The 17,159-nt window shown below is 55.3% G+C and carries 14 protein-coding genes; 5 read left to right on the top strand and 9 right to left on the bottom strand.

All coding sequences use genetic code 11. From position 1 onward, the window contains the following. Positions 1–175 precede the first annotated feature (175 nt). Positions 176–691: a 3-hydroxyacyl-[acyl-carrier-protein] dehydratase FabA gene (gene fabA / locus ACWI0H_RS00730; RefSeq protein WP_008959204.1), complete on the top strand. Its 516-nt coding sequence runs from the start codon at positions 176–178 to the stop codon at positions 689–691. A gap of 13 nt (positions 692–704) precedes the next feature. Next, the gene (fabB, locus tag ACWI0H_RS00725) at positions 705–1,922 is read left to right on the top strand and encodes a beta-ketoacyl-ACP synthase I (protein ID WP_101146646.1); all 1,218 of its coding nucleotides are present in this window, start codon (positions 705–707) and stop codon (positions 1,920–1,922) included. A 91-nt stretch (positions 1,923–2,013) separates the two neighbouring features. Here the strand turns inward: fabB and ACWI0H_RS00720 are convergent, their stop codons facing one another. The 4 genes from ACWI0H_RS00720 to ACWI0H_RS00705 all read right to left on the bottom strand — a co-directional run bounded on the left by ACWI0H_RS00720 (position 2,014) and on the right by ACWI0H_RS00705 (position 5,780). Next, a complete protein-coding gene (locus ACWI0H_RS00720; RefSeq protein WP_176303415.1) occupies positions 2,014–2,754 on the bottom strand; it encodes a lysophospholipid acyltransferase family protein in 741 nt (246 codons plus the stop codon). Then, positions 2,751–3,641 (bottom strand): sugar nucleotide-binding protein, encoded by an 891-nt coding sequence (locus ACWI0H_RS00715; RefSeq protein ID WP_485874561.1) that lies wholly within the window; start codon positions 3,639–3,641, stop codon positions 2,751–2,753. Before ACWI0H_RS00715 ends, ACWI0H_RS00720 begins: the two co-directional genes overlap by 4 nt. A gap of 53 nt (positions 3,642–3,694) precedes the next feature. After that, the gene (locus ACWI0H_RS00710; protein ID WP_485874560.1) at positions 3,695–4,327 is read right to left on the bottom strand and encodes a single-stranded DNA-binding protein; all 633 of its coding nucleotides are present in this window, start codon (positions 4,325–4,327) and stop codon (positions 3,695–3,697) included. A 73-nt stretch (positions 4,328–4,400) separates the two neighbouring features. Next, a complete protein-coding gene (locus ACWI0H_RS00705; protein WP_485874559.1) occupies positions 4,401–5,780 on the bottom strand; it encodes an MFS transporter in 1,380 nt (459 codons plus the stop codon). A gap of 193 nt (positions 5,781–5,973) precedes the next feature. Between ACWI0H_RS00705 and uvrA the strand changes: the two genes are divergently transcribed. Both uvrA and ACWI0H_RS00695 read left to right on the top strand, forming a co-directional pair. Continuing rightward, positions 5,974–8,820, top strand: a complete 2,847-nt coding sequence (gene uvrA / locus ACWI0H_RS00700) for an excinuclease ABC subunit UvrA (RefSeq protein ID WP_336273293.1) — start codon at positions 5,974–5,976, stop codon at positions 8,818–8,820. Positions 8,821–8,981: 161 nt separating this feature from the next. Next, positions 8,982–9,725 carry a Crp/Fnr family transcriptional regulator gene (locus tag ACWI0H_RS00695; RefSeq protein ID WP_336270151.1) on the top strand — a complete coding sequence of 248 codons (744 nt, stop codon included), beginning with the start codon at positions 8,982–8,984 and terminating at the stop codon, positions 9,723–9,725. Positions 9,726–9,800: 75 nt separating this feature from the next. On the opposite strand, the gene ACWI0H_RS00690 is transcribed toward ACWI0H_RS00695, so the two are convergent. Both ACWI0H_RS00690 and ACWI0H_RS00685 read right to left on the bottom strand, forming a co-directional pair. Continuing rightward, positions 9,801–10,586: a ribonucleoside-diphosphate reductase gene (locus tag ACWI0H_RS00690; protein ID WP_101145805.1), complete on the bottom strand. Its 786-nt coding sequence runs from the start codon at positions 10,584–10,586 to the stop codon at positions 9,801–9,803. Between the two features lie 75 nt (positions 10,587–10,661). Further along, positions 10,662–12,773: an adenosylcobalamin-dependent ribonucleoside-diphosphate reductase gene (locus ACWI0H_RS00685; RefSeq protein ID WP_485874558.1), complete on the bottom strand. Its 2,112-nt coding sequence runs from the start codon at positions 12,771–12,773 to the stop codon at positions 10,662–10,664. A 306-nt stretch (positions 12,774–13,079) separates the two neighbouring features. Here ACWI0H_RS00685 and ACWI0H_RS00680 point away from each other — a divergent pair, with 306 nt between their 5' ends. Continuing rightward, positions 13,080–13,604, top strand: coding sequence for a hypothetical protein (locus ACWI0H_RS00680; RefSeq protein WP_442906338.1), 525 nt, complete (start codon positions 13,080–13,082; stop codon positions 13,602–13,604). A gap of 11 nt (positions 13,605–13,615) precedes the next feature. On the opposite strand, the gene ACWI0H_RS00675 is transcribed toward ACWI0H_RS00680, so the two are convergent. Genes ACWI0H_RS00675 through ACWI0H_RS00665 form a run of 3 tightly spaced genes read right to left on the bottom strand, consistent with a single transcriptional unit; the run spans position 13,616 to position 17,149 of the window. Further along, a complete protein-coding gene (locus ACWI0H_RS00675) occupies positions 13,616–15,622 on the bottom strand; it encodes a sensor domain-containing diguanylate cyclase (RefSeq protein ID WP_485876139.1) in 2,007 nt (668 codons plus the stop codon). Between the two features lie 28 nt (positions 15,623–15,650). Continuing rightward, on the bottom strand, positions 15,651–16,322 hold the full coding sequence (locus ACWI0H_RS00670; RefSeq protein WP_101145809.1) for an OmpA/MotB family protein: 672 nt from the start codon (positions 16,320–16,322) through the stop codon (positions 15,651–15,653). Positions 16,323–16,327: 5 nt separating this feature from the next. Then, the gene (locus ACWI0H_RS00665) at positions 16,328–17,149 is read right to left on the bottom strand and encodes a motility protein A (RefSeq protein WP_101145810.1); all 822 of its coding nucleotides are present in this window, start codon (positions 17,147–17,149) and stop codon (positions 16,328–16,330) included. Positions 17,150–17,159 lie beyond the last annotated feature (10 nt).

The raw sequence follows: 17,159 nt of genomic DNA, 5'->3' as shown, positions 1-17,159 counted from the left end.
AATGCGACATTTATTGTGCATAAACGACAGCTTTTGAATAAAGTCTTCTACTATAGTGCTATCGGCCAAAACGCTAAAATCTTCAGATATAAGCGATAAATAGCCAGTTACGTGCATTCAGCGGTTTCGGGAAGTAGACTAGCCAAACAACCATTTTGATATTCGGAACGATTCAGTGACCAAGCAACACTCCTTTGATCGCGAAGAACTGCTGGCCTGCTCACGCGGCGAGCTATTCGGCCCCGGTAATGCACAGCTCCCAGCGCCTAATATGCTGATGCTTGATCGCATTAAGCACATTCATGAAGAAGGCGGAGAGCATGGCAAGGGCGAACTGATCGCCGAGCTGGATATTAGCTCTAACTTGTGGTTCTTTGACTGCCACTTCCCTGGAGACCCCGTTATGCCTGGGTGTTTAGGTCTAGATGCCATGTGGCAGCTAGTCGGCTTCTATCTTGGCTGGTTAGGCCACCCAGGGCGCGGACGTGCACTCGGCTGTGGCGAGGTCAAGTTCAGCGGGCAGATCCTGCCAGATGCACAAAAAGTGACCTATAGTATTAATATTAAGCGTATTATTACCCGACGACTCATCTTGGGTATCGCCGACGGCACAGTATCCGTCGACGGACGCGACATTTATCAGGCTAATGATCTGCGCGTTGGCCTATTCACCTCCACTGCGAATTTCTGAACAGGAGGCTCCCATGCGACGAGTGGTAGTCACCGGCCTTGGCATTGTATCTTGCCTTGGCAACGACCAACGACAGGTCCTGGACGCGCTCAAAACTGGGCGTAGCGGTATTCGTTTTAAGGAAGAGTACGCCGAGCGTGGCTTCCGTAGCCATGTGGCTGGCAGCGTCGATATCGATCTTGACGCACTCATCGACCGCAAACTGCGCCGCTTTATGGGCGATGCAGCTGCCTACGCCTATGTTTCAATGGCCCAGGCCATTGAAGACGCGGGGCTCTCTGAGGAGCAAGTCTCCAACGAGAGGACAGGGCTTATTGCTGGCTCCGGCGGTGCTTCAAGCGCTAACCAAGTGGAAGCTGCCGACGTACTGCGTGAGAAAGGCCTGCGTCGCGTTGGCCCTTATCGCGTGACGCGGACAATGGGCAGCACTGTTTCCGCCTGTTTGGCGACACCCTTTAAAATCAAGGGCGTGAATTACTCCATCTCCTCTGCCTGTGCTACCTCAGCACACTGTATTGGTAGCGCGATGGAACAAATTCAGCTTAACAAGCAGGATGTAGTGTTTGCAGGTGGCGGTGAAGAGGAGCACTGGACGCTCTCCTGCCTGTTTGATGCCATGGGCGCGCTCTCAACACACTATAACGATACCCCAGAGCAAGCCTCGCGCCCTTACGACAACGCCCGCGACGGTTTCGTGATTGCAGGCGGTGGCGGCATGCTGGTGTTGGAAGAGCTTGAGCACGCTAAAGCGCGTGGTGCCAAGATCTACGGCGAGTTAGTTGGCTACGGCGCCACCTCTGACGGCCACGATATGGTGGCTCCTTCAGGCGAAGGTGCTATGCGCTGCATGCATCAGGCAATGGCTACCGTAGAGGGTAAGATCGATTACATTAATACGCACGGTACCTCTACCCCCGTGGGCGATGTGGCCGAGCTAAAAGCAATACGTGAAGTGTTTGGTAATACGACACCCGCGATGAGCTCAACCAAATCGCTGACCGGTCACTCTCTTGGCGCTACCGGTGTACAGGAAGCGATCTATTCGCTGCTGATGATGCAACATAACTTTGTCGCTGCATCGGCGAATATCGCCAACTTGGATGAGCAGGCCGATGGCTTTGATATTGTCACCAAACGTCGAGATAACGTGACAATAGAGCGTGCCTTGTCTAATAGCTTCGGCTTTGGCGGCACTAATGCATGTTTAGTCTTCCAGCGCTTTAACGATTAACGCTGATAAGACAACAGGCATGCTGAAGACAACAATGGCGCCCAGTGGGCGCCATTGTTGCTTAATAGTCTAACTAGCTCGGTATATCGCGTCAGCTTTGACGAGTGGTAGGCCGCGGCACATCAGAAATTTCCTGTAACTGCGCTTCGATCCACACTTCCACTTCTGCGAGCACTTCATCGGGCATGCGCCCCGCCGTCTCAATAGGCTTACCGATACGCACCCGCAATACGCCTGGCCGCTTAACCCAATGACGCCCTGGCCAACGCTCACCAGCGTTGTGAGCTACCGGCAATACCGGCACCCCCGCACGACACGCCACTACGCTACCGCTTTTGTTATAGCGTTTGCGAATGCCTGGGTCCACCCGCGTTCCTTCTGGAAAAATCAGTACCGATAAGCCGGTACCAAGACGTTCTACGCCTTGCGTAAGCACTTGCTTCATCGCCCGCGCCGGTTTAGAGCGGTCCAAGCTGATCGGGCGTAGCAAACGTAATCCCCAACCGAAGATGGGCAGGCGCAGTAACTCACGCTTCAGTACGGTACACACAGGTGGCTTCATCACCTGTAGAAACACCGTCTCCCATTCACACTGGTGGTTGGCTTGAATGACACAGGGGCCGCTGGGTAGATTTTCACGCCCTTGAATGTCATAGCGGACGCCACAGGCGATACGAAACCACACCATCAAAAAGTAGTTATACAGATTGAGTAAGCGGTAGCGGCCAGAAAGCGGAAGAAACGGCGCAATGGGTAGAAACAGAATGCCAATCATCAGCATGGCAAAAAAATAGCCAGCATAAAATACCAGGCTGCGAACCACATTTATCAAGCCGATGCTCCTGTATCGCTGACACGATTATTCTCACGGATTAAACACCACGCATCCAACATACGCCCAGCCTCTAACCGCCATGGCTTTTGATGGACACCAAAGACATCCAACACACGGCGACAATTTAAGACGCGCCGAAGCTTGGCATCATGATGGTGTTTAAGCGGCTGCACCTCACCGAGAGTAATCTGCTCACCGCGGCCTTCAAGATGGGTTAACAGCTGGGTTCGCACCATGGAGGTAAAGGTAAAGGCGCTGACCGGCTCGGTGCCAGCGAGATGATAGGCGCCCCATGCACCCGCGCCGCTGGCCTGCTGCTGTAACATACCAATCAGCGCCATGGCGACGGCATCCGCCGATGTCGGGCAAAAGATCACGTCTTCTGCTGCCCGCACTGGTTTCCCGAGTACTAAGTTACCGATGATCTCATTGAGCCACGCATGACTGCCTTCCAAAGCAAACAGCGGGCCTAGACGCACAATCAGATGCCGCTGATATTCCGCCCGTATACGGTCACCGGTCTGTACCAGACGGCGCAGGCTGTCGTCTCGTGGTGCAGGCACTACATGCTCATCAATAGGGACTTCCAAGCCATCTTCGTAGAGCTGATCAGACACACACCATACCAACGCTACATTTTGAGATAGGCAAGCATCTAGGCAGCTATCGACCGCATCCGCATGAGCAGTGACATCCGCTGGCGCCATATTTAAGGGATGTGCCAACGGTGGAATAACCACTGCGTCAGGCGCAATCGCTTCAAGGCGCGACGGTGTAATGGTCGTCCCTTGCTCAATGACTAATTCTGTATCGGCGCGACGGCTTGCTTCCCGGGCCAGTGCCAAGCTTAAGCAGTGTCCGGCATCCAATATAAGCAATTTCAAGACGCTTTCCCCTTACTCACGCTCAGCTCTACACTATTGGGTGAATAGTGCACTTAAAAAGGTATCTCATCGTCAAAGTCGTCGAAGTTACCCGGGTCAGGCGCACCGTAGCTGCTGTTCTGCTGATTGGGCGGCGGTGCCTGGTTGCCGCCCTGCTGGGGCGCTGGCTGTGCGGGGCGAGGCTGCTGTGGGCTCTGCCCGCCTGGGTAGTTTCCGCCCTGAGGAGCACCACCCTGCTGCGGATAACCGCCGCCTTGGTTATTGGGGACCGGCGCGTTTTGGGGCGCATTCTGAGGAGCGTTCTGGGGATAGCTGTTTTGCCCAGCGCCAGCGCCTTGGAAATCACCGCTGCGACCATCAAGCATCTGCATATCGTTGGCGACAATCTCTGTCGAATAGCGATCCTGACCGTTCTGATCCTGCCATTTGCGGGTTTGCAGACGCCCTTCAATATAGACTTTGGAGCCTTTTTTCAGGTACTGCTGGGCAATTTCGGCGGTTTTATTGAACATCACCACACGGTGCCATTCGGTACGCTCTTGGCGCTGACCGCTCTGGCGATCCATCCAAGTATCGGTGGTCGCCAAGTTCAAGTTAGCCACGGCGGTGCCGCTGGGTGTGAAACGCACCTCTGGATCCTGCCCGAGGTTGCCAATCAAGATGACCTTGTTAATGCCGCGAGCCATAAGGCGCTCCTTTAATAGATGTCATGTAGAGTTTACTGCCAACCGCCGTCACGCTTTTACCGGCCGGGCTGGATTAAGATTTGGGTGGCGCCATCAGCCGAGTTAATGCTGCCTGATCAAGCTGCTGACGATTCACCTTTAAATAGACCAACCGCTCTTCCGGCACCACCATGACGTCTTCTACGCCGACCACATCGGCTAAATGTTCCATCAACAGGTCGAGCGCGTCTGCCTGAGTTTCGTGCAGCGCCACCACTTCACTGGAGAGCGGTGGTGGTGAAGGCATCCGCCACATGGCGATCCACCAGCATAGCGCAAGCCCAGCACAGCCAATAAAGACCGCGTTGAGGCCACCATAATGCGCCAGTAAACCGCCTAGTGTACCGCCTAAAAAAGCGCCTAAAAATTGACTGGTGGAATACACACCCATGGCGGTTCCTTTCGCGCCCGCCGGGGCCAGCTTACTGAGCATGGAAGGTAGCGTCGCTTCCAGCAAGTTAAAGCCTGTGAAGAAGACAAACAGCCATACAAACAGCCAATAACCGGGTGATAATGGTAGTCCCAGCCCCGCTAAACTAATCACAATAGCGCCGATCGCCCCTAGGCACATCAAACGCATGCGCTGCTGCTTCTCGGCCACAATAATCAGCGGCACCATCGCCACAAACGATAGCGCCATAATGCCAAGATACGCCAGCCCGTGATACTCAATCGCCACGCCAGCATTTAGCAAGCGAAACGGTACCGCCACAAATATCGCCATCAGCACTAGATGCAGGGCAAAAATCGATAAATCCAGCCGCCATAAATCGGGCCTTGTGATCACGCTTTTAAACTGCTGCCGATCCATGCCGACATCGCGATGTCGCCTCCGCCTGGGCGCTGCAGGCACCCAGCGCCACAGCACCAGCAACCCCACCAGTGTTAGCAGTGCAGTAAACCAGAACACGCCCGCCAGCCCCGCCCAGGCGGCCAGCCAAGGCCCCAATACCATGGCAATAGCAAACGACACGCCTATCGAAAGCCCAATAGTGGCCATCGCGGCGGTGCGAATTTCTTCACGGGTTTGATCCGCCAGCAGCGCCATGATCGCCGCAGCCACGGCGCCGCCCCCCTGCAACGCTCGCCCGGCTATCACACCAGTAATGCTATCGGAGAGCGCAGCGACCACGCTGCCGAGTGCAAAAATCACCAGCCCCATGGCAATCACCCGCTTACGCCCAATGCGATCAGAGAGTAAGCCAAACGGAATTTGTAATGTTGCCTGGGTTAAACCATAGATACCCAACGCCACGCCCACCAGCAGTGGCGTGGCCCCCGAAAGAGTATCGGCATACAGCGCCAACACGGGCAGCACCATAAACAGACCCAGCATACGCGATGCATAAAGCCCGGCCAGACCACTGATCGCACGACGTTCAGAGGCCAGCAATAGTGCGGAAACCTTGCGCATAATGCCCTTTTATATGGTGGTTAAGCATGTGGTGAGTCAGTGTGGAATGTGACAATCCTCTATTCTAGCGGTTTGGGCTGGCGCTGGAAACGTCGCGAGTTGCCGCAGCTTATCTTGAGTTATGAAAGCGGTTTTGCCGGGAGGGTGCCGACAAACGTATAATCACGCTTTTGCCGCGCGATTCGAGGTGTTGATGGACAGCATTCTGGTCAGGGGTGCCCGCACCCACAACCTCAAGCAGATCGATGTGGAGCTGCCCCGTAACAAGCTAATTGTGATTACCGGCCTATCCGGCTCGGGAAAATCATCATTAGCGTTTGACACTCTTTATGCCGAGGGGCAGCGCCGCTACGTGGAATCACTTTCCACCTATGCGCGCCAATTCCTGTCGATGATGGAAAAGCCCGATGTGGATCACATCGAAGGGCTGTCACCTGCGATCTCTATTGAGCAGAAGTCCACCTCCCACAACCCGCGCTCGACCGTGGGCACCATTACTGAAATTTACGACTACCTGCGCCTGCTGTTTGCCCGTGCCGGGACGCCCCGCTGCCCGGAGCACGGTGAAGACTTGGAAGCCCAGACCATCTCGCAGATGGTCGATCAGGTGATGAATCTCGCCGAAGGCACCAAACTGATGCTGCTGGCGCCGGTAGTCAAAGGCCGCAAAGGCGAACATTTACAGCTATTAGCCGAGCTACGCGCCCAGGGCTTCGTACGCGCGCTGATCGATGGCCAAGTGCTGGAACTGGACGACATCGCACCGCTGGATAAGCGCAAAAAACACGATATCAGCGTTGTCGTTGATCGCTTCAAAGTGCGCGACGATCTTGCCCAACGTTTGGCGGAGTCCTTTGAAACGGCGCTGAACCTCGCCGACGGCACCGCCATGATTCACTTTATGGACGGCGAGCGCGACGATATTGCTTTTTCGTCGCGCTTTGCCTGCCCGGTATGTGGCTACTCGCTGGCAGAACTTGAGCCACGCATGTTCTCGTTCAACAACCCGGCGGGCGCCTGCCCCACTTGCGATGGGCTAGGTGTACAGCAGTATTTTGACCCGGACAAGCTGATCAGCCACCCAGAGCTTTCGCTTGCCGAAGGCGTCATCAAAGGCTGGGATCGGCGCAATATTTACTACTTTACCCAACTCCAGGCGCTGGCCAAGCACTACCGCTTTGAGCTGGAAACGCCCTGGCAAGAGCTTGCCCGCCACGAGCGGGAGGTTATCTTAAACGGCAGCGGCGACGAGCAGATTCCGTTTGTCTACGTGGGCGACCGCGGCCGTAAAGTGACCCGCGAACACGCCTTTGAGGGCGTGCTGCCTAATATGCAGCGCCGCTATCGGGAAACCGAATCCAACATGGTGCGCGATGACCTGGTCAAATACATCGCGGTGCAGCCTTGTGCCACCTGTAATGGCTCGCGACTGCGCAAAGAGTCACGCCATGTTTATGTGGATGATCACAACATCGCCGACATCGTCCGCTTCCCAATTGGCGAGGCGTGGCGCTACTTTGCCGATCTAACACTACCCGGCCGTAAAGGCGAAATTGCCGATAAAATTGTTCATGAAATTCACGCTCGGCTAGAGTTTTTGGTCAATGTGGGGCTGGATTACCTTAATCTGGAGCGCAGCGCCGACACGCTTTCTGGCGGCGAGGCCCAGCGTATCCGTCTGGCCAGCCAGATAGGCGCAGGCTTAGTCGGGGTCATGTACATTCTTGATGAGCCGTCGATTGGCTTGCACCAGCGCGATAACGACCGGCTGTTGAAAACCCTTGAGCGGCTGCGCGATTTGGGCAATACCGTGATTGTGGTAGAGCACGATGAAGATGCTATTCGTGCCGCCGACCACGTGCTGGATATCGGCCCCGGTGCAGGCGTGCATGGCGGTGAAATCGTCGCTCAGGGCACGCCCCAAGACATAATGGATCACGCCAACTCGTTGACCGGCCAGTACCTTTCCGGCACACGGGAAATCGCCGTACCGCCTTACCGCATTCCCGGCAATCCAGAAAAGCAATTAGTGCTACGCGGCGCCACCGGCAATAACCTGCAGGACGTGACGCTAACGTTGCCGCTGGGGCTGTTTATCGCCATTACCGGCGTTTCGGGCTCGGGTAAATCGACGTTGATCAACGGCACGCTAATGCCGATTGCGGCTCGCGAGCTAAACCGCGCGACCACGCTGACCGCCGCACCTTATGAAAAAATCGAAGGGCTCGATCAACTCGATAAAGTCATCGATATTGACCAGAGTCCGATTGGGCGAACCCCACGCTCCAACCCGGCTACCTATACCGGTATTTTCACACCGATCCGCGAGCTATTTGCGGGCACCCAGGAAGCGCGTTCGCGGGGCTACAAGCCCGGCCGTTTCAGCTTTAACGTGAAAGGCGGGCGCTGCGAGGCGTGCCAGGGGGAAGGCATGATCAAGGTGGAGATGCACTTTCTACCCGATATCTATGTGCCCTGCGACGTCTGTAAAGGCAAGCGCTATAACCGTGAAACGCTGGATATTCACTACAAAGGCAAAACGATCCACGAAGTGCTGACCATGACCGTGGAAGACGCGCTGGAATTCTTCAGCCCAGTGCCCGCTATTGCCCGTCGTTTGCAAACCTTGCTCGACGTGGGGCTTTCCTACATCCGCCTGGGGCAAAGCGCTACCACCCTGTCGGGCGGCGAAGCGCAGCGGGTGAAACTCGCCCGTGAGTTAGCCAAGCGTGATACCGGCAAAACGCTGTATATTCTCGATGAGCCAACCACCGGCCTGCATTTTGAAGATATTCGCCAATTGCTGACGGTGCTCCACCGCCTGCGCGATCATGGCAACACTATCGTAGTGATTGAGCACAATCTTGATGTGATCAAAACGGCCGATTGGATTGTCGATCTCGGCCCCGAAGGGGGCTCAGGTGGCGGTCAGATTATCGCTGAAGGCACGCCGGAGCAGCTCGCAAAACAGAAAGTCTCGCATACCGGGCATTTCTTAGCGCCGCTACTAGCGCGTGGCAAACGAGCAACCAAGCGATAACCTTTAGGTCTTTTTTCGGAGTTGGGCGCGCACGCGCGCCCCTGAGTAAAGGAGCCCACTGCCCTATGTATTGAACAACGCAGTAAGCCGCCTTATTGTGTATTGCGACGAGCAGCTAATAGTTAGTTATATTAAGTAAACCTCTCTTAGAGGGATAGGCCATGAACGAAGAAAAAAGCTGTATTATCAAGCACTTCAGTCACTATTGCTCGTTGAAGGAGGAGGAAAAAAAATTACTCCTCTCGCTTGAAGAGAGTCCAAGCACTATAAAATCTGGCACGATCCTATGGGAAATGGGCGATGCGGCCAATGAGTTCTGCACGCTAAAAAGTGGCTGGGCCTTCTCCTACCGCCACTTAGAAAATGGTGATCGGCAGATTCTGGAAGTGTTTTTGCCGGGTGACATTATTGGTCTGCGCGAGTTTGCCTTCTCCGAGCGCCTAGAGAATGTGCGCATGATTGATGATGGTGTGGTTTGCCACTTCCCGCATAAACGTATGCTGGATATTTTCCGTCAGTCGCTCCCCCTTACATCGGTGATGTTTGCTATTGGTAGCCGCCAACAGGCGCTGATGACCGAGCGGCTGGTCACCTTGGCAAGACGCAGTGCCCGCCAGAAAATGGCGCATTTTCTCTACGAGATGTATTTGCGGCTACGCCAAACTAATACCGATATTAGTAATCAGTTTCGCCTACCCCTCTCTCAAGAGCAGTTGGCCGATGTACTTGGCCTGAGCCCCGTGCACGTAAGCCGAACGTTTACCGCCCTCAGTGAAAGCGAGTTAGTATTCCGTGATCGTCATCACCTAACCATTCCGGACTTAGCGGCATTATGTGCCGAAGGCCAATTTGATGACTGTTATCTCACCGACAACGTCCGCCCCCTGCTTGGTGATACTGCTTAAGTTAGCCTTCCCTAAATAAAAAACCGCGTGCTAAATAAATAGCACGCGGTTTTTTAAATAACGCCTAAGGCCAACTTAACCGCACTTGGACCAGCCGCAGCCTGCGTAACAGGTGGGGCAACCATCCATCATGATCAGCTCACCGCGGCACTCAGGGCAGTTTCCCACCGTGGCCGGGCCGCTGCCTTCAGGCTTTTTTTCCGCGGTAGCCTTTTCGCCGATCGGCTCTACCGCACCCGCTTCAACAGGCGCATCGCCCGTCTCCTCATCCGGCTGCCAAGCATGGCCATGGGTCATGCGGTGGGCATAGCGCTCAACCAGCTTCTCAACCGGCACTTGATTGCCATCCCGATCCAGGAAACCGCGACGATAAAGAATCTGCTGTATCGACCAAGCAATCGCAGCGACCTCTGAATCGTGAAACATCGGCTTGTTCCAGCGGTTCATACCGCAGCGTACCAGGCCTTTGTCCCACGCCACTTTGCGCAAATCCGCCACTGCCTGGGTGACATAACCACCGCGGGCCGCCAGCGAAAGGCTGCGCATGGTGGCGGTGATCCACTGGTGCTCGCTGGAGAGCTGGCCCGACGGGAAAAAGAACTCTACCGGACGCTCAATCACCACGCGTTTGCCGCCAATCACGCCTTCCACCGGCATAAACGACACCAGCAGATAGACTTTCTTGCGACCTTCCGCGCCCACGTACGAAATCTTCTCTGATACGGCTTCTAGGGTGCCTTCCGGGCGTGACGGAATCCGCACCGTCAGCGGGCTTTCATCCTGTAGCTCAGGAACGGGCGCGGCCTGCTCCTGCTGCTTGATGCGGTAACCAACGATTTTTGAGGTAATTTCTACAGCCATGGTGTTCTCCACTTAGCAAAGGTAATCGGGCGGTTCTTTACATGGACGCTGCTAGCAAGGGCGCAGCCCCCGCCGCTACCATTTGCCGTAGGTGCCCTCTTTTAAGCCATCAAACAGGTTGGCAGCGTTATGTTCTTCGCCGTCGTAAACCACCTTTTCATCCCCGGTCAGTTCGAGGGTTTCGCCATTTTCCAGCTCAAATACATAGGTGGTGTTTTTAAGATCATCTTCACGCACCAGCACGCCCTGGAAGGCCTCAGGGTTAAAGCGGAAAGTGGTGCAGCCTTTTAAGCGGCTTTCATAGGCCTGCAAATAGAGGTTCTGGAACTGCTCAAACGGGAACTCAGTAGGCACATTAACCGTTTTCGAGATCGCTGAATCCACCCAGTGCTGGGCGGCGGCCTGAACGGCGACGTGCTGCTCGGGTGAGATCGCATCGGCGGTAACGAAATAGTCAGGCAGGTCGCTATCCACCGCATCAGCGGCAATAAAGTGACGGTAAGCGGCCAGCTCAAAGGAGACGACTTCTACCTGCTCTTTGGTCTTCTTGCCCGACTGGATAATATTGCGGAAGTAGCGGTGCGAGAAAGAGGGCTCGATACCGTTGGAGGCGTTGTTCCCCATCGACAGGCTGATCGTGCCGGTCGGCGCGATCGAGCTGTGGTGAGTAAAGCGTGCGCCATACTCGGCCAGCTGTGCGACCAGTTCGGGCTCAAGCTCGGCCACTTGGGCCATGTACTGGCTGTAACGGGCGTGCAGAATACGCCCCGGTACTTGATCGCCCACTTCATAACCATCTTTGGCCAGTTGTGGGCGCTCGCGCAGCATCTTGGGGGTAATGGTGTGCTCCTGCTCAAGCACCGGCGCCATGCCTTTCTCTTTAGAGAGTTCCAGCGCCTGCTTCCAGCCCTCAATCGCCAGGTGGCGGCTCACTTCATCGGTAAACACCAGTGACTGCTTGGAGCCATAAGGAATTTTGAGCATAGTGAGCGTCGACCCCAGGCCCAAAAAGCCCATGCCGTGGCGGCGCTTGGCTTCGATTTCACGCTGCTGCTGGGGCAGCGGCAGGCCGGCAATCTCGACCACGTTATCGAGCATGCGGGTAAAGATGGCGACGACCTTACGGTAACGCTCCCAGTCAAAGCGCGGTTCGGCGCCAAAAGGATCGATCACGAACTTGGTCAGATTGACGGAGCCCAGCAGGCAGGCGCCTTCCGGCGGCAGCGGCTGCTCGCCACAGGGGTTGGTGGCGCGGATATCCTCACAGAACCAGTTATTGTTCATGCGGTTGACTTGGTCGATCAGGATGAAACCTGGCTCGGCGTAGTCATAGGTAGAGGACATGATGGTGTCCCATAATTCGCGCGCTTTGATCACTTCCACAATACGGCAGGCGACGCGACCTTCGGCATCCACCGTGTAGCCCTCTTCCACTACCGGCCAGTCACGGTAGATCAAGTCTTCCGCTTTAACGTCCTCTTTCTCACCAGGGTGCAGTGGAAAGGCCAACGGCCAGTCGGTATTGTTTTTCACCGCTTCCATAAACTCGTCGGTGATCAGCAAGCTAAGGTTAAACTGACGCAGACGCCCCGCTTCGCGCTTGGCCTGAATAAACTCACGTACGTCCGGATGTCCTACATCAAAGGTGCCCATCTGAGCACCACGCCGACCACCGGCAGAGGCGACGGTGAAGCACATCTTGTCGTAGATATCCATAAATGCCAGCGGGCCGTTGGTGCCTGCGCCAGCACCAAACACAAACGCGCCTTTGTAGCGTAGTGTCGAGAAGTCGTAGCCGATACCCGCCCCTGATTTTAGCGTCATACCCGCATCCACGACGGAGTCGAGAATATCGCGCATGGAGTCGCGAATGGTGCGCGAGACGGTGCAGTTGATCAGGCTTACCGCTGGCTTGTAAGCCTCTGCGCCCGCATTAGAGAGAATGCGACCGGCAGGAATAGCGCCATGCTCCAGCGCCCAGCGGAATTTCGGCAACCACTCTTCTGCCTTGTCTCCTTCCACCGCTGCAAGGGCGCGAGCAACACGCTCAAATGTAGCACCGACATCTTGGTCGACGGGCTGGCTATGACGATCCTTGAGGCGGTACTTGGCATCCCAGATCTCCCGCGAGGGGGCCTGCATCGGGACGTCATTAGAGGTCTTGATAGCCTTAGCAGCGGTGCTCATGTCGCAAAACTCCTTCACAACGGGGGTGAATATAGCGCTCAAATGGGGCGATTATACGTGGCATCGGAGTGAAGTATAGACTTGACTTTCCACCATATGAGGCACTTTTTTAACTATTTTCTACCATATATAGAAAAATCAGCGCGTTACTCTTTTGACAGTCTCAAACACGCTATAGACTGTTTTTCCGGTTAATCGTCTAGGGATTTTGGTTACATGGCTCACATCATCACGGCGACGCTCGCCCTGCGTTTCCACGCCTCAATGGTAATCGCTATGCTAGCGCCTATATTCGTTACGGCGGCAATGGTCGTCTCATTGATGGTCGCAACGTCCATGGCTAACGCAGCCACATTTAATACCGACGACGTGGCTACCCACGAACATTGGCAGTCGATGACACTGTCATTGGGGAGTGAACGACACTACCGGGCGATAGAAACTCACAGCTATTCTGATGCCACCCTAAGCCTGAACGCCACCGCAGGCGTTTGTGATTTACCCTGGCTGGAGATGCGCGTGACGCTTGAGCAGCAGCAAGGTGAAAGCCGTGCAGTGAACTTAGTACCCGCCAGGCTACGCATTGATGAGCAGCCCGTGATTGATACCATGGCGGAGTTTATAACCGAACGCGGCGACGACGGGTTTTATGCCCACTTTTACTTAAGCGACTTAACGGCGCTGATGGCCGACATGCGCCAGGGCGAGCAGTTATTTCTCGGTTTTGACCAGGCAGAGCGCGAGCCTTGGTATATGACCTTTAGCCTGCAAGGCGCCGACGCGGCGATTAACCGGATGCTCACCCAGTGTGAAGGTAGCGGAACCCATTAAGGTGTGAATGATTAGATCGGCATCACAGGCTCAGGCGCCATTTCAACGCGGTTACGTCCGCCATGTTTAGCGCGGTACATAGCATCGTCTGCCCGAGAGATAATGGTTTTACAGCTGTCGCCCGGCTGCCAAACGGCCACACCAATACTTACCGTCACCGTTTGCTCAAGCCCCTCTATATGCAGCTCAGCCACTAGCGAGCGCAGCCGCTCGGCCAAGCCAAGGGCGGCATTAATGTCCGAGTGGGTCGCCAGCACAATAAACTCTTCGCCTCCCCAGCGCCCCAAGTGGTCGCAGCCACGCAGCGAGCTTTCTACCAAGCTCGCCAAAGCCACCAGCACATCATCACCTACGCTATGGCCGTGGGTGTCATTGATCTGCTTGAAATTGTCCACATCAAACAGTAACAGGGCAAAGGCGGCCGCATAGCGCTTGGCAGCCACCAGCTCGGCATTGATCGCCTCTTCAATGCGATAACGGTTCCACACTTTGGTTAAGGGATCAAAATGCGCTAATTGCTCAAGCCGTTGATTAGCTTCCGCCAGGGCTTTGCGCTCACGCTCTAAGTGCATATTCAGGGAACTGATTTCATAGGCTGAAATGGCCAGCGTTAGATCTTCTCCCAAATCTACCGCGGCTAACCGCTCTACCCATTGCCACGCTTCGCTCTTGCCCACCACTTCTTCATGCCAAGCAACCGACGGGACCGCTATCGCCGCTGGTTGTTGCTCAGTGGCAGGTTGCATCGCCCAATACAATGTTTCCACCTGCTCAGGACGAAAAAAGAGCAACCAAGCGCGCTGAGTCGAGTTCATGAGCAGCGGCACGGCTAAGGCACCGCACTGTTCTGGCATCGCTAACGAGCAGGTTAACGGCTCTTTGGCCAGCTCACGTGTGCACCAAGGTCCGCTATGTACGTGGGCTCTTTCGAGGCGTAACACAAACTGACTTATAGCTTCCGGGGCAGGCGTCACGCCCGCTTGATAAGCGCCCCCATTCACCCAGAGAACGATGCCATGGGCGCGAAACAGCTTCATCCAGGTAGCCGCCTGCTCATGGAGTAGCTGCTGGGGGCTCTGCGGCTCACTGGGCGCTCGTGCACTCAATATCAAGCTATCCTGTACGCGCTGTAAGTAGCGCGCTTCTTGACGCGCCCGCAGTAACAGCATGCGCTGCGTGGCCATTTGCACTAAGGTGCGTACGGCATCGCGTACCGATGGCTCAACTGAATGCGGGCTTGCCGAGTGGCAAAACACCAAGCCCCACAGGCCAGTATCTCCTTGCATGGCTAAACTCAGCGAACCACGCACCCCCATGCGCTTTAGGTAGCGCTGCCTTTCTGGAGCCGGGGCACGTAAAAAACTGCCGCTTAAGCGTGTGGCGGAACAAGCGGGCATCAGCGTTTCAGGCGGAGCATTAACGTCTTCAATCAACCGCACAGGGTGATTTTCATAGCTCAGTCGCAACGTGCTAGGAAAGTCACTAGCGGGAAAGCGCTGGCCCAGTAGCGGAGGCAAATGCTCTCCCTGCGCTTCGGCAACCATTAAGCCATGCCAATCACTATCGAAATGGCACACGCTGACACGATCATAGCCGGTGAGCTGTTGTATAGCATGTACCAAGGAGTCGAGTAGCTCCTCTTGATGAGTCGCTTCAGCCAAGTGCATCAACCGTTCGTTCACCGTCCCCAGTAGACGCCGCTTGCCGAGGGGATTGAGAGGCTCAATTTCAACAATAACTTGCTCATCCTCTCGGTAAGCATGCAGTTGAAAACGTACGCTACTGTGCTTAGGGCGAATAAACGCCAATGGCCCAGGCAAGCGTTGCTGCCCCTGAAGCTCACGGCGTACCCGCTGGCTAAGGCGTTTGCCCAACACGCAGGCAAGACTTAACTCCCCGTTTTCAGGGCACTCAATGCCGGTTAAGCGGGTTAAATTTGTGCTGGTAGCTTGGATACGCCGACAATCGGCATCTAAAACCAGCAGGGCACCAAACGACTGTAATAGCGGGCGGTACATGGACACAGGCGTGGCCTCAAGAATCTATTCACCCTTCGACCTGCTGCCTCAACAACAGCTCTACGCGCCGGTTGGCCGCTCGGCCATCCGCGGTTGCGTTCGTTTCCATGGGTTGGGTGTCAGCATAGCCGACGGCCCGCATATGAGAAATATTGAACCCTTGGCGCTCTAAATGACGCACGACGGCAATAGCCCGCGCGGATGAAAGCTCCCAATTAGAGGGAAAGCGCGCTGTCGAAATGGGTACGCTATCGGTATGACCTTCCACCGAAATCTGCCCGTCAAAACTGGCTAATACATCGATAAGGCTTTCAACCACGCCGCGCCCTTGAGGCGTCAACACTGCTTGGCCACTGGAAAATAATAGGCTGTTATCAATACGCAGTGTGACCCCTTCACGCCCTTGCGACACGCTCACTCCAGGAATATTGAGCCCGGAAAACTGCGGCTGCAGCCCTTGGTGGCGGGGCTGTATACCTGTGGCAAGTGACGCTAGCGGCAGCGATGATACAGCGCTAGCCGAGCGCATAAAAGCCGTATCCGCCGCTTCACCACCCCCCGGTGGCGTCAGTGAAAGCAAGAGGACAAATAGCGTGATGAGCAGCGTCAGCACATCAAGATAGCTGGTTAGCCATCCCTCTTCGCCCTCCCCAGGCGAGACCGGTATTTCCAGGGCGTGACGGGTATCACGGTCTAACATGATAACTATCCCTTCGCCGCCGAACTAACCGAGGAGTCTGGTCTTGGTTTGACGCTGTTATCACGAATTTCATCGTGGTAATTGGCCACAAACGAGTTAAGGGTCTCTTCAATGAACGAGGGCAGACGGCGCTTAGTGATCAGTGAGATGCCTTCCAAAACCATGTTCATGGTAATCAAGCGCTCTTCGGTCCGGCGCTCTAGCTTCACTGCAATCGGCTTAAACACCAAATTGGCGAGTAAAATGCCGTAGAAGGTGGTCAGCAGTGCCACCGCCATGCGTGGGCCAATGACCTGCAGGTCGCCAGCATCCATGACTTCCAGCATGTTCACCAGCCCCACCAGGGTGCCGATCATGCCAAACGCGGGTGCATAGGTGGCCATGGTGCGAAATATTTGTGCTTCAGCCTGTTCACGCGCTTTCAGGCGGGCAATGCGCCAGCGCAGCATGTCAAAAATTTCGTCCTCTTTGGTGTTGGCGATCACCAGTTGAATGCCGGTGCGTAAAAACGGATTGCGGGTATGCTCTAGCTCGCGCTCAACCGCCCGCACATCGCCTTTAAACCACAGTCGTGACATATCGACCAGTTCCCGGATATCGTCACGCATATAGGTGTTTTCGCGCCGGAATACTAGGCCCACCAACCGCACCACACGGAGCACTTCTCTCAGCGGATAGCTGATAAAGGTAGCCGCCAACGTACCAGTCACCACAATGGCCAGGCCCGGCAAATTGATAAAGCTTGAAGGGGACTCTGCGGTCAAAAACAGTACACTGACCAGCAGCAATATGCTGGCAAATATACCTATCAGCGTCGAAGGATTCATCCACGGCTCC

The organism is Halomonas sp. NYA30, from assembly GCF_976980765.1.
This window is presented reverse-complemented; position numbering and strand designations above follow the sequence as displayed.

Bases quoted from the DNA above. Each gene is read 5' to 3' on its own strand.
- fabB (WP_101146646.1), top strand. From the start codon at position 705: ATGCGACGAGTGGTAGTCACCGGCCTTGGCATTGTATCTTGCCTTGGC.
- ACWI0H_RS00685 (WP_485874558.1), bottom strand. From the start codon at position 12,773: ATGAGCACCGCTGCTAAGGCTATCAAGACCTCTAATGACGTCCCGATG.
- ACWI0H_RS00665 (WP_101145810.1), bottom strand. From the start codon at position 17,149: ATGAATCCTTCGACGCTGATAGGTATATTTGCCAGCATATTGCTGCTG.
- ACWI0H_RS00695 (WP_336270151.1), top strand. From the start codon at position 8,982: ATGAACGAAGAAAAAAGCTGTATTATCAAGCACTTCAGTCACTATTGC.
- ACWI0H_RS00670 (WP_101145809.1), bottom strand. From the start codon at position 16,322: ATGTTAGACCGTGATACCCGTCACGCCCTGGAAATACCGGTCTCGCCT.
- uvrA (WP_336273293.1), top strand. From the start codon at position 5,974: ATGGACAGCATTCTGGTCAGGGGTGCCCGCACCCACAACCTCAAGCAG.
- ACWI0H_RS00680 (WP_442906338.1), top strand. From the start codon at position 13,080: ATGGTCGTCTCATTGATGGTCGCAACGTCCATGGCTAACGCAGCCACA.
- ACWI0H_RS00705 (WP_485874559.1), bottom strand. From the start codon at position 5,780: ATGCGCAAGGTTTCCGCACTATTGCTGGCCTCTGAACGTCGTGCGATC.
- ACWI0H_RS00710 (WP_485874560.1), bottom strand. From the start codon at position 4,327: ATGGCTCGCGGCATTAACAAGGTCATCTTGATTGGCAACCTCGGGCAG.
- ACWI0H_RS00690 (WP_101145805.1), bottom strand. From the start codon at position 10,586: ATGGCTGTAGAAATTACCTCAAAAATCGTTGGTTACCGCATCAAGCAG.
- ACWI0H_RS00675 (WP_485876139.1), bottom strand. From the start codon at position 15,622: ATGTACCGCCCGCTATTACAGTCGTTTGGTGCCCTGCTGGTTTTAGAT.